The organism is Xanthomonas campestris pv. campestris str. ATCC 33913, from assembly GCF_000007145.1.
Lineage (GTDB): Bacteria > Pseudomonadota > Gammaproteobacteria > Xanthomonadales > Xanthomonadaceae > Xanthomonas > Xanthomonas campestris.
This window is the reverse complement of sequence record NC_003902.1, coordinates 160,866-173,659: the sequence shown is the minus strand read 5'-3', so window position 1 is coordinate 173,659 and position 12,794 is coordinate 160,866. Positions and strand designations below refer to the sequence as shown.

Genomic DNA, 12,794 nt, shown 5'->3' with positions numbered 1-12,794 from the left:
CGGCCGGCCACCCATTCTGGGCATCGCTGATCGAACACATCTTCGTGGCGCACCTGCCGGAGCGCCTGACCGATCACCGGCAGATTCCGATGGTGTCCGGGCCCAGGGGGCTCACCAACTTCTACCTCTCACGCGAGTGCGGTTTTCAAGGCATCCACTGTCCTGCACGCGACGCCTTCCATCCGGACCGCACCTGGTTCGGGCTGGGACATCGCGGCGGCCAGATCGCCGTGGGCTCGCACCTGTGCTGGGCCTCGTGGCGCGGCAAATCCACGCGGCGCGCCATCACCAACTACCTGCGCCGCAAGTCGAGCGCGTTGCCGATCTGAGCTGCCCTAGTCTGAGCTGCACTGGGTAGCGGTGACTGCATGCGATAACCCAGCTGTCCTCCGGCAACGCACGCGCGCATGGCGCCCATCGTGGCCGAAGAAGACACCGGTTCACGTCATGCGCGCTGATGCACAACGCACGCCACGTTAGGCCACACTAGTGCCTTGCCCGTGGAGTGATCGAGATGCACAAGGCCTGCTTGCTGTTCCTGTTGTCGGTGTCAGCCATGGCGCATGCCGCGCCACACGATGACGAAGCGGCCGACTGCCGCAACGGGTCATTCACCAATAGCCCGTCAGGATTTACGCTGGCGCGCGTCGAAATACCCCGCCTGTATCTGCTCAACGACAGCGACGGCTGCCCCAGCAAGGGCGAGGTAGCCTGCCGGCAGCGCAGCTACGTGGTCAAGGGCGACGTGGTGGTGTTGGCCCAGCACCGTGGCGGCTACGCCTGCGCGTCCTATCCCAACAAGGTGGGCGTCAGTGCCGGCTGGGTCGCCGAGCGCAGCCTGCAGCCCATCGCCAGCACCGCCACGCCACCCGCAAGTGCGTGGAACGCCCACTGGCATAACGGCGACAACACGCTACAGCTGACCGCCAATGGCGACGGCAGCATCACCGTCAATGGCGACGCCTACTGGCCCAGCGCCAATCCCAGCCCGGAGCAGGTGCCCGGCGGCCCACACTTCGGCGCGGTCACCGCACGCAGCTTTGCGGAGGGCAACCGTCTGGAAGTACGAGAGGATGACTGCACGGTACGTCTGCAGCTGCTTGGCGACTTATTGATCGTTGCAGACAACCTGCAATGCGGCGGCGCGAGTGTGAGTTTTAATGGGGTGTATCGGCGGGATAAGTGAAGCTTCACCGACACACTGATTTGCTGCTGGATGCGCCGGTCTTCGTGGCACTGGATCACCGCAACATGAGCGCACCGTAACCTGACCCCGTTCTTGGGCCACGCCTGCGACTGCGCTTGGGCGGTGGTTGGTGTTTGGGTATGTATAAGCTTGCGTGGCGGCGGCGACCTTGGCACTCAGGCGATTACCGGTGGCATCGTAGCTATAGCCGTCGATCACCGTCTCGGTAGTCCCATCCTTGAGCGCAGTGAGTCGGCCGAGCGTGTCGTAGTCCAAACAACGTTCTGATGTTGGGTTGGCGGCCGGGGTTGGGGCAATGAGGTACCGACCGGACCGAAGCCAATTCATCCTCTTAAGGCCCCTACACAGTTCTGCATGGATTATCTACTCAGGGAAAGGCCACTTCTTATGCCAAGGCAATTCACACCCTAGCCATTCCGTACCCTCTGAGAATATTGTTTTAATCTTTTCATACCGGCCAAGCATCTTTAAATGTAAAATTTGATCTGAATTTAAAAATTCAATTGAATTTCTCAAAATTAATTTTTCTTCTGAATTTTCTTTTATCTCAATGATGCAATCATGCTCATCGTCAAACAAAGTCCACACCCAGTAGCCGATTGACTTAACCGCATTATCGTCAGTTTTTTTTGGCCAATTACCCTCAAATTCATCCGAAGACAATCGATGTTCATCCAGCTTAAGCAGGAGTTCAACTCCGATATTTCTAGCAGCATGGTCGATCACTGAGCACCTCGACATTTTATAAAAGCATTCAGCGCTTCAACGTGCTCTGTTATTGCACCAATCCCTGCCCCGATAATACCTGCCCTCTTAATCACTGTTCCTATTCCGAGTCTACCAATGGTTCTCCCAACTCCATTTCCCAGGTAACGTCTGGAGTAGCTCGTGTAACGCCCGCTGGGACCTCCACCTGCTACACCACCGCGAGGCTTAATTGCTGATTTATTGACTACTTGCGCCGACCCACCAAAGATTGCGGAACCGGCGCCAAATCCCACAATCGAATTAACTGACTCTTCCATAGAGTAGGTACTTAAAGCAGCATCAAGACAGTCTTCTTTTGGTTTGTCTTCACATAGACCGGAAGGATCTACGTGGCTAACTGGGCTTCCTTCAACATAAACGTATGTACCAATTCCTGCTCTTAAGCCAATCGGATCACTCTGCCCATACCGACCAGTCGCCGCATCGTAATCCCGGAAGTAGTTCTGATTGAATCCGCTCGCTGCGTCAAAGCGCTGCCCTGGGAACCGCATGTCGAACACCATCGCGGTGCCATCCCCATCCGGATCCTGGTTGGGCGCAGTGTTGCCAAAGGCTTCGCCTTTCAGGCTCCAGCTCCACACGGCAACGTCGCGGGCGGCATCGACGACAACGCGAGGGCTGCCGAGGTGGTCGGGTTCGATGTAGTGCAGTTGACCGCCGTTGGCCAGCAGGCCTACCGGCAGGTCATCCAGCCAGATTGCTTGCTGCTTGGGTGCGCCGTTGGTGTCGTAGTCACCGAGCCAGTGGCCGGCCTCGTCGTAAAGCGTATAGGTGTTGGTGGTGCCCAGATAGCGGCGTACCTGCTCGCCTCGGCCGTTGTAGCGGTATTTCATGACCGCGGCGCCTGCGCGCTTGACCTGGGTCATGCGACCGGTGGTGTCGTACAGGTATTCGCGTGCCTTGCCGCCGATGGTGAGGGTGTTGCCCATCTTGTCATAGGTGCGCGCCACGCCTGCCACCGCACTCAGACGATGGTTGGTGGTTGGATATGTGTAGGTCTGCATGACGCCACCGACCTTGGCACTCAGGCGATTGCCGGTGACATCGTAGCTGTAGCCGCCAATCACGGTATTGGCGGCGCCGTCTTTCAGCGCTGTGAGCCGACCGAGGGCGTCGTAATCCAGTCGCAACTCCGGTGTCGGGTTGCCGGCCGGGGTCAGAGCGGTGAGGTCGCCAACAGCATCGAAGCCGAAGCCGATTTCCAAGCCGCCTGCGCGGGTGTCTTGGATGATGCGCGGTGGTAGTCAAGATCGTACATACGCGCCAGTTTGCGGCCGTTGCCGTAGGTCCACCTGGAGGATGGGCTGAATGCGACAAGTCAGCATATTCAAACTTTTAATCCCCTGGAATAATAGCGACAACACACTTAGTCAAAAAATTAGCTATCCACAGCCAGATTAGCGCAAGAGGCAAGGTCCACCAGCTCGGCCCATTAAAAGCACCCCATGCTCCAACAACCCCCAGGAAAAGTAGCAAGGAGTAGATTACGACTGCGATTTTTCGCTTGCTCTCAATATTCATTTCCAGACTCGCAACTCTCGATTGGATGCTGCCTTTCAAAATAATCAGGTAAACTATTTTTACCGCAATCCAGTTCAGAACATGACATTTCCGTTGGAGACATTGCCCATACGAAGATATTCGCCCTACCCAGAAAAGTAGTCGGCTTTGGCACAATTTGCCCGTATTTATTAACAGTACTTATACCCCCCGTGACTTTCCCTACAATCCATGACGAAAATAATTTATCTAAAAAACCTATTTTGGAGGTAGGGGTTTTAATAATTATTGGACCTAGAGCCGGATTGTAGCCAGACAAAGGATTTCCTGTTAGGCCAAATACGTCAGAGGTGGTTAAGGGATTAGCATTTGAATAATCATAGGTAGACACTCCTCCCGCCAACCCAATCGGATCACTCTGCCCATACCGACCAGTAGCGGCATCATAATCACGAAAGTAGTTCTGATTGAATCCGCTCGCTGCATCAAAGCGCTGCCCAGGGAACCGCATGTCGAACACCATTGCGATGCCATCCCCATCCGGATCCTGGTTGGGTGCGGTATTACCGAAGGCTTCGCCTTTCAGGCTCCAGCTCCACACGGCAACGTCGCGGGCGGCATCGACGACAACGCGAGGGCTGCCGAGGTGGTCGGGTTCGATGTAGTGCAACTGACCGCCGTTTGCCAGCAGCCCAACCGGCAGGTCGTCCAGCCAGATCGCTTGCTGCTTAGGTGCGCCGTTGGTGTCGTAGTCACCGAGCCAGTGGCCGGCCTCGTCGTAAAGCGTATAGGTGTTGGTGGTGCCCAGATAGCGGCGTACCTGCTGGCCTCGGCCGTTGTAGCGGTAATTCATGACCGCGGCGCCTGCGCGCTTGACCTGGGTCATGCGACCGGTGGTGTCGTACAGGTATTCGCGTGCCTTGCCGCCGATGGTGAGGGTGTTGCCCATCTTGTCGTAGGTGCGTGCCACGCCTGCGACTGCGCTCAGACGGTGGTTGGTCGTCGGATAAGTGTAGGCCTGCGTGGCGGCGCCGACCTTGGCACTCAGACGATTGCCGGTGGCATCGTAGCTATAGCCGTCGATCACCGCCTCGGTAGTGCCATCCTTGAGCGCAGTGAGTCGACCGAGCGCGTCGTAGTTCAGACGAAGGTCTGGTGTTGGGTTGCCGGCCGGGGTCAGGGCAGTGAGGTCGCCAACGGAATTGAAGCCGAAGCCGATTTCCAGCCCTCCAGCGCGGGTGTCCTGGATGCTCTGCGGCCGGTAGTCTTGATCGTACGTGCGCGCCAGCTTGCGGCCGTTGCCGTAGGTCCAGCCGGCGGATGGGCCGAACGGATAGTAGGTCGCTCCGCTCAGCAGACGCTGGCGGCTGCCGGCCGAGGCAGTCACCCCAACTTCGGTCGTCTGCCCTTGTGCGTTGCGGACGTAGTCGACCGTGGTGCCGTCCGGGTAGACCATCGACCGCAGGCGGCCGCCGGTTGTGTAGTCGTAGCGCAGCACCAACACCTTGCCGTTGACCGTCTGCACTTTGCGCACCACCTCGCCGAAGCGGTTGTAGCAGTATTGGGTGGTACCGCTGCCATCCTGGAGCTTGGCCAGGCGCCCGACGGTGAACGTCTCACCGCTGGCGCACACGTTCTGCGTGACGTCATAGGTATAGCTGACATTGAAGGCGGCGGTCGGGTAGCTGATGCTCAAAACCCGGTTGAGCGCGTCGTAGCCATAGGTGGAGATGACGCCGCGCGCATCGGTCTGCGTGGCGCGGTTACCGGCGCTGTCGTAGGTATAACTGGTGGCGCCGGTATCCGGGCTGGTCAGTTTCAGGATGTCGCCTAACCCGTTGTACGTGTAGCGCGTGTCCAGACGTTTCGGGTCCTTGACCTGCAGCGGGCGATCCTGCGTGTCGTAACCCACGTTGGTTTCGGCCTTGATGCCATCGACATCCTGCAACGTGCGCGCAAGCCGACCGAGTGGGTCGTGCTCTTGCAGGGTTCTACGACCGAATGCGTCGGTGATCAAGCGCAGGTTGCCGTTTGCATCGTAGGCGTAGTCGGTAGGATTTGCGGCTGCGTCCGCCTGCGTTTCCAGTTGCCCCAATTGATTGTAAATACGGCTCAAACTGCGCTTGAGCGCACCCTGCGCGTCCTTGGTCTGCTCTTCCAGACGATTGCCAGCCTTATCAAGCACGTAATGGAGGGTATTGCCCAGCGTATCGGTGACATCGGTGAGGCGTTGGGCCTGGTCGTAGACAAACGTGGCGTAGCTGCCATCGGGCTGGGTGATGCGTTTGACCAAGCCGGTGGGCCAGTACTCGAACGTGGTCACGCGATTCTGCGCGGAAGTCGCGCCATGCACGGTGGTCGATGCCAACCAACCACGCGGATGGTAGCTGTAATCGGTTAGTACCCGGTTCTCATCAACGGCAGAAAGAACGCGGCCTGCTGCGTCATAGCTCAGATTTTCCCGGATCTGGCCGCGGGCGTTGATAGTTTGCTTGAGGTCACCCTTACGGTACAGGCACGGTCCGGTGCCGGTCTGGCACCCAGCGGCATCGATGGGGTAGTAGTTGTAGGTCGTACGGTCGTCGATATCCGTGCGCGGGCCATCGATGGACTTCAGTAAGCCAAGTACGGGACAGTCGCTACCGGCAGCCACATCGGCTGGCTCGCAGTAGTTCATACTGAGAACCCTGGTCTGACCACTTGCGACGTCGGTCGTGATGACTTGCTGCGGCTGCAGTCGCGCATTTCGGACATAGCCTACTTGCTTGTCACTTGATTGAACTGACATCAATCGATTGCTGTCGACAGCGGTGCGCGTACTTGTGATTCGCTGACTGGGTAAACCAGCCGCCTCGGTGACCGTGTGCACATTGACTGGCACGCCAGCATCCGCAAGTTCGGCATAGGCGTGTTGCGTGATAACCCCGGCACGATCGGTAGAAGCTCTCAAGCGCCGACGAAAATCAACACTTGCGTCCAGATAGTCGCTGCTGAGAGTACCTGCGCTGTCGGTGACGTCATCTATTTTTCTAGGACCTGCGGAACGCTGGCTCAACGTATATGTCGTCTGTTCCCCCAACGCGTCGGTTACAACGGTGGCGCCATCGGTGTAATCAAGCGTCACACCGTCTGCGCCATCGTGATGTTGGCTTGACACAACACGCCCCGTAGCGTTGTAGGCGAATGTGCTGTAGCGCATTCCATCCTCCGCGACCACACCGGTCAGGAAGCGGTAAAAATCCTCGTCTTCATACAGATACGACCTGACCCGGCCGTCCGCATGGGTCACGCTCTCCAGCACCGCGCTGTCCGGGAAAGTGTCAGAGTAAGCGTAAGTAGCCAACGCGACTCCGTCCAGCGCAACTCGAATAAGCTGGGCATAACGGGAGCCATCAGCGTAGTTAAAAACCAACTTGCGTCCGGTAGAGTGCGTAATCGATTCCAACCTCGAGGATCGATCGTACGCGTATCGAAGATAACTACCGTCGTCCTTCGACACCAAGCCCAACGCGCCTGTAGCATCAAATTCCGAAACCGTTTCCGACCTAAAAAGTCTCCACCCGTTGGCTATTTTCTCAAGCCGATCCCCAGAGCCATCAGAAGCAATAAAAGAATTTCCGACCGATTCGAAATTACGTTGAAGCCCGTTTCCTTCAGCAAGTATTGCGTGAGAGCCATTTGAAGAAACACTGATTTCATGTGAGTTGAACCAGCCCGCCCCAAGGTTCGATCGCCGTCCAACCTGCGAGGACCGGAACGTTCGAACGAGACGTATCCATCCAAGATCGAAATCCTGTTCAGGTTGTGATTTTTCACCGGTCTTTACATCGCACGGATTGCCAACCGAACACGTATCCTCTAAAGAAGGCCCGGTCAAGTAAGCAAATATTTCCAGATTTACACAGGCTTGATAATCATCGTTCCAGGTCGTATATAAAGGACAGAATAGCCTGCGCTGGCGAGTACCGAACCCAGTGTGCTCTACGGGTAAGCACGTTCCATCGTAATAAAGCACGTTCGCTATAACATCAAAACGTTTTGAATCAATACGACCCTCGAATTCCGCCGAATATGGCGTCCATTCGGTTGCTGGCTTCAGAGAAACCTTGCCACATTCGTTAAATTGAGTGTAGAAGGACTCAATACCTGCAGCCATCTCGACCTCAGTTGCGTAGGAGCTACCTAGTGCAGAGTAAGTCCATTCGGGATCGGATGGTTGATCGTTACCAAGCCAGTATGTGAGCGTAACTGTCTGGTCTTCGTTCGTTTTTGTTTCTTTTACGTGCGTAGCTAAACGATACGCATACTCTGCATCGCTAGGACCAGCGATCTGCGCCATGGCCTCAATTGCACGATGTTGATTGTCAAAAACGCCAACGGTTGTCGTCGGAATTTCTGGGTGCTTGGCAGAAACCGTCCATTCTTGCTTGACCTCCTGCGCACAGACTCCGCAGACAGTGCTTAGCAACAATGCGCAAGCGTAACGACGCAGCCGCAGGGGCTTCAGAACTTCCATGTCCTATTCCTTCAAATTTTGGCAGCTGACGATGCTGCAGACGACATCAAGATGCCGCAGCTAAAAATCATCGTTATCATCTCCCGCAGAAATTTTCTTCGTCAAGCCTTGTTGATCGGCTTCAACTACGCAGCAGCCCGGCACGCAGCCAGTGCGTGGCTAATGTACATTTCCACCATCTTGATCGAGATGCCCATTGCTGCAGCCACTTGCGGGTAGATGAGGCTGCCGGTGCGATTGCGGGTAAAAGCCTGGCGTCACCCGTGCGGAGGGAAGGGGGGTCAGGTTCTAAGGTATCCCCACGTTTTACACCGTAAGCGTCATCTGCTCGCGCACTGCCGCAGGCAGTGCGCGCAAGCGCCCTATCCACCGTGAGACGGGTTCCATCGGCCACTGCCTGACCAGCGCTTCTCGGCCGATGCGTAGCGTGGAGTAAAGCTTGCGTGTGCTGTTGCGAGGAGACAGCCACTGGGCGATACCGGTCGCTTCGCATCCCAGCCCCGCCAACCAGCTGGCGAATGCAGCCAACGTATTGATCAGCAGCAGGATCTGCAGTCGCTCGCCGCGTCGGGTCAAACTGTCTTCCAGCGCCTGGCCGTAGCGATGTGATTTCAGATCGCGAAATGCAAGCTCGATCTGCATCCGTCGTGCGTACACATTGACCAACTGCTTTGCGCTGGGCGCCTGCAGCTGCGGGGATGCAACGATGAGCCAAGGCTCGCGCTCGCGCGCTGCGGCCTTCAGACTCGATGACGCACGCGAGACTTTGGCGGGTGAGCGGCGATTGCACTGTTTGCGCCCTTGCCGTGCCTTGGCGTAAATCACCAACCTGCAATCGAGTGGATCGCTGCGATTGGCCTGCATCGGCGGTAACTCGCATGCACGATTGGACGCCAACACATGCAGTTTCCGGCTGTCGATCCACTGATCTGCTTCATCCCGCACGTCCTGCGGCTTGACTTGCGTGCGCCCGCGCAGTCGCCCAACCCAACACCAGCCCATGGCCGATACAGCGCGGAACCACGGTGTCCGGAAGCCGGCGTCAGTGACCAGGATCGGGCGAACATCGTCCGGAACCAGTGCCCTCAGTTGTTGCAAGAAGCGTCTTTCTGCACCAGGCGATCCCTGCTGCTTTCCTGGCACTACCATGTCCAGCAAGGTAAGCGTGCGGCCGCCCACCGGCACCGCTGCGCGCAGCAGACACCACGATTTGTCTGGCTTCAGATCGCTCCAGTCGATGACGATTACCGGCTGCGCGCCGCGCAGCAGCCAGTGCGCCATCTCGTGGTCGATCACTGATCGCTCGACCTGCAAATTGCGATTACTCAACAGGCGATCAACTGCCTTGAGCGGCGCGCGCACCCGCAGTGCGCTCGGCCACGAACGTGCGATGTCCATCAGTGTCAGCCTGCGTCCGTGCAACAACGCCTCGACCGCATGCAGCAACGCGCGTTCGCGCAACGCATGCATCCCGGACAGTGAGTTGGGCAGGCACTTCTGCAATACTTCGCTGGCGCGCATGGTCGTCAACCTTCTCTGGCTTAGTCACCTTGAAGATTGCGCCATGCGCGCACTTTCTTCCAGGCAATTACGTCGCAAGTGATTGATTTGCCAGGAGGAAATGTGGGGAAACCTCAGAGTCAGATTGACTTATTAGTTAAACCTTACCCCGCTGTTTCCTTAGGGGTCAGATCGCCCTAAAGTGAACCTGGCCCGCTCGACTTAGAGCCTGTTTAGGTCGAAATCAGCGGCAGTTGCACACGACTCAAGCTTGTCGAGATAGATGATCAAGTTTTCCCCCTTCTCGTGGAGAATTTCTGCGTATTCATCCTTGCTGAGGTGGTCGGTGTACGAGCGATTGACCTCCAAGTCGTCGCGCAGGCTGCTGGAATGGATGTGCTCGCGACCAAGATATACAGCGCTTATGAGTTGCTCTTGTACATTGGAAGGAAGGGTGTCTAAGAAAACTTGTGCATCCGCGACGGACCGCGGAATGCTGGATTTAAGGAACCTCTGAACAACGCACCACAGATACGCGACACTACCCGCCTGATGTTGAGGGGTGATCCATGCAACTGACGTTCGGTGACGCTGAGGGCCTGGGCAAGCGCAAGCAGACGCGCCGGGAGATCTTTCTGGCCGAGATGGAGCAGGTCGTCCCGTGGCAGCAACTGCTCGGGCTGGTCGCGCCGCACTATCCGGTCTCGGGGCGGCCAGGTCGGCAGCCGTACGCACTGGCGACGATGTTGCGGATTCATCTGCTGCAGCAGTGGTATGCGTTGAGCGATCCGGCGATGGAAGAAGCACTGCACGAGATCCCGACCTTGCGGCGCTTTGCCCAGCTCGGTGGCTTGGACAACGTTCCGGACGAGACCACGATTCTCAACTTTCGCCGCCTGCTGGAGACCCATGGCCTTGCCGCGCGGATGCTGGAAGCGGTCAACGCGCATCTGGCGCGCAAGGGCCAGAGCCTGCGGTCGGGCACGATCGTCGATGCGACGCTGATCGCGGCGCCCAGTTCGACCAAGAACGCCGACCATGCGCGCGACCCTGAGATGCATCAGACCAAGAAGGGCAATCAGTGGTATTTCGGGATGAAGGCGCACATCGGCGTGGATGAATTTTCCGGGTTGGTGCACCACGTCCATTGCACAGCCGCCAACGTCGCCGATGTCACGGTGACGCACGCATTGCTGCATGGCAAAGAAGACAGCGTGTTTGGCGACAGCGGCTACACCGGTGCGGATAAGCGCGAAGAACTGCAGGACTGCGAGGCTGCATTTTTCATTGCTGCCAAGCGTTCGGTGCTTCAAGCCATCGGCAACAAGCGGGAGCGTGCTCGGGAACAGCGCTGGGAACACTTCAAGGCCAGCGTGCGTGCGAAGGTGGAGCATCCGTTCCGGGTGATCAAGCGCCAGTTCGGTTACACCAAGGTCCGCTATCGCGGCCTGGCGAAGAACACCGCGCAGGTGCTGACGCTGTTTGCGCTGTCAAACCTGTGGATGAAGCGAAAGCAGTTATTGCCTGCTATGGGGAGCGTGCGCCTGTAACGCAGGCAACACCCTGCAAACGCGCCGGAAACGGCAAAAAAATCGAGGATCTGAGCGCCGTCAGCCTGGCCGATGTAGTTGGGCTCATCCTCCGACGCCGTTGATCAGACCATCCTTAAGTTTATCTATTGCAGCGTAGATGTTCATGCATGCTCCTGCTGAAGTGGACGGCGGCTCTATGGGCATAACGCCTGAATTAACTCATTCCGCGAGCGGTGTCGATCTATATGAATTGCTAAGTAGTCACTGGCTCGTTAGCCGTATAAAAATCAACTGTAATGCCTGCCTCTATGAACATGTCACGAGCAGTCTTTCCACTTTTATCCCAATGAGATTCTGACTCACCAGGCGCAAGGGCAACTACTCTTTTTATTCCCGCCTGAATGATTGGACCGGCGCACCGCGCGCAAATTGGTTTTCCCCATACATAAATCGTTGAACCCTCTGCGCGAACACCTGCTGCGATAATGGCGTTGACTTCTGCGTGTACGACTAATTCTAACTTTACATCTTTGTCAGTCAACCGCTCTGCGGAGTCCTCAACACCGATAGGGAATCCGTTATATCCAATTGACACATTTCCGCCCTTCTTCGAGAAGAGAACTGCTCCAACCTTAGCGTTCGGGTCTTTAGACCAGGCTGATATGTATCTGGCCAAATCACAGAACCGGACATCCCACTTCTGCATCGGCCTTGATTCAATTAAATAATCCATGTATATCTCCTTGACACCTAACGCCTAAGTTAGGCCGCGCCGCGAAGCGACGTCGGCTTGCAAGAATTTTTTAGAGCGCGCCCCCCCCCCCCCCCTAGAAATCAACTAGCTCAGCGATTTTTGCAGCTACTTCAGACATCGAGTCCTCTGCGGTGTCAAGACCCGTTCTTGAAGCGAGCATTGGACTTATCTCGCGAAGCGCCTCGTATGTTGTCTTGTGAACGATAGGCACAAGTCGATTTCCCGCAAGCAGTGTTGAGAGCTCCTTGTCTGCGACACTTTCTTTTGGAAGGCGTGCCAAAAGTGCAGGTGTCACAAGCACGAGGCCGACTTTGGAGTTGGCTAGGCCCTTATCAATTGCGCGCATCATAGGGACGCCAAGTCCAAGGTCCTTCTCACTGAACCAGACTTTTACCCCTGCAGCTTCAAGAAGGTCATGCAGTTCTTTCGCAGCTCCCTGACGATCATCCCAGGCGTGGCAAAGAAATACATCTCGTTTGTCTGGGTGCCGCGCGACCTGGACCTCCACAGCCTCGCGGACCGGTGCAAGTGATTGCACCTCGGCCGGTGTGTAGAGAATAGTCGATCCTGTCTTTGACCAGCGCGGCTTTGAGCTCTTGCGCCCACTGCCGCTGCTTGAGCTGGTATAGCTAGGGCTACTCGTTGATGGGTAGTAGGAACCGCCATTTCCGCTGCTGTAACGAGAGCTGCTGCGGTAGCGACAAGCAGGACACGCGGCGGCTGCCGCTGCTGAACTGTGGCCACGAACTGGTGCTGTGCATCTTGCCATGAATCATTCCTCTGTCTGGGGCCTAATCTTCAATTAGGGGCGACAATGATTGGTGCGCTCTAACGTTTGAATTAAGCCAAAAGGGATCGGGTTCGGCTCGAATCAATTTTTAGTACTCATAAATCGATGAAATCCCCAGACTCGGCATCGTAGAATCGGGCACCAAGCAGATTGCACAACCTATGCAAGATTGCAGACTCTCTTTGGCCCCAGACGCCTGATACGGATATGGTCCGCGGCTCTCCGCT

General features: G+C 56.7%; 8 protein-coding genes and 3 pseudogenes. 3 read left to right on the top strand and 8 right to left on the bottom strand.

Going from position 1 to position 12,794, the window contains the following annotated elements; genetic code table 11:
* Positions 1-2: 2 nt before the first annotated feature.
* Together XCC_RS00705 and XCC_RS00700 are read left to right on the top strand one after the other, a co-directional pair.
* Positions 3-329: pseudogene (locus XCC_RS00705) on the top strand (hypothetical protein); the annotation flags it as partial.
* A 185-nt stretch (positions 330-514) separates the two neighbouring features.
* Positions 515-1,186 carry a hypothetical protein gene (locus XCC_RS00700; RefSeq protein WP_011035389.1) on the top strand — a complete coding sequence of 224 codons (672 nt, stop codon included), beginning with the start codon at positions 515-517 and terminating at the stop codon, positions 1,184-1,186.
* 93 nt (positions 1,187-1,279) lie between these two features.
* Here the strand turns inward: XCC_RS00700 and XCC_RS22720 are convergent.
* The 6 genes and pseudogenes from XCC_RS22720 to XCC_RS00680 form a co-directional block, all read right to left on the bottom strand.
* Positions 1,280-1,507: pseudogene (locus tag XCC_RS22720) on the bottom strand (type IV secretion protein Rhs); the annotation flags it as partial.
* A 63-nt stretch (positions 1,508-1,570) separates the two neighbouring features.
* Positions 1,571-1,933 carry a hypothetical protein gene (locus XCC_RS00695; protein ID WP_138922016.1) on the bottom strand — a complete coding sequence of 121 codons (363 nt, stop codon included), beginning with the start codon at positions 1,931-1,933 and terminating at the stop codon, positions 1,571-1,573.
* Positions 1,930-3,284 (bottom strand): annotated as a pseudogene (locus XCC_RS00690) (RHS repeat-associated core domain-containing protein); the annotation flags it as partial. The gene XCC_RS00695 and the pseudogene XCC_RS00690, both read right to left, overlap by 4 nt.
* Before the next feature lie 201 nt (positions 3,285-3,485).
* Positions 3,486-7,991, bottom strand: a complete 4,506-nt coding sequence (locus XCC_RS00685) for an RHS repeat-associated core domain-containing protein (RefSeq protein WP_011035387.1) — start codon at positions 7,989-7,991, stop codon at positions 3,486-3,488.
* 125 nt (positions 7,992-8,116) lie between these two features.
* A complete protein-coding gene (locus XCC_RS22600) occupies positions 8,117-8,200 on the bottom strand; it encodes a hypothetical protein (protein WP_337998494.1) in 84 nt (27 codons plus the stop codon).
* Between the two features lie 97 nt (positions 8,201-8,297).
* Positions 8,298-9,512, bottom strand: coding sequence for an IS4-like element IS1481A family transposase (locus tag XCC_RS00680; RefSeq protein WP_011035386.1), 1,215 nt, complete (start codon positions 9,510-9,512; stop codon positions 8,298-8,300).
* Between the two features lie 548 nt (positions 9,513-10,060).
* Between XCC_RS00680 and XCC_RS00675 the strand changes: the two genes are divergently transcribed.
* Positions 10,061-11,041: an IS5-like element IS1646 family transposase gene (locus XCC_RS00675; RefSeq protein WP_011035385.1), complete on the top strand. Its 981-nt coding sequence runs from the start codon at positions 10,061-10,063 to the stop codon at positions 11,039-11,041.
* Between the two features lie 235 nt (positions 11,042-11,276).
* On the opposite strand, the gene XCC_RS00670 is transcribed toward XCC_RS00675, so the two are convergent.
* The gene (locus XCC_RS00670; protein WP_230309674.1) at positions 11,277-11,756 is read right to left on the bottom strand and encodes a dCMP deaminase family protein; all 480 of its coding nucleotides are present in this window, start codon (positions 11,754-11,756) and stop codon (positions 11,277-11,279) included.
* 94 nt (positions 11,757-11,850) lie between these two features.
* The gene (locus XCC_RS00665; RefSeq protein WP_080506172.1) at positions 11,851-12,546 is read right to left on the bottom strand and encodes a toll/interleukin-1 receptor domain-containing protein; all 696 of its coding nucleotides are present in this window, start codon (positions 12,544-12,546) and stop codon (positions 11,851-11,853) included.
* Positions 12,547-12,794 lie beyond the last annotated feature (248 nt).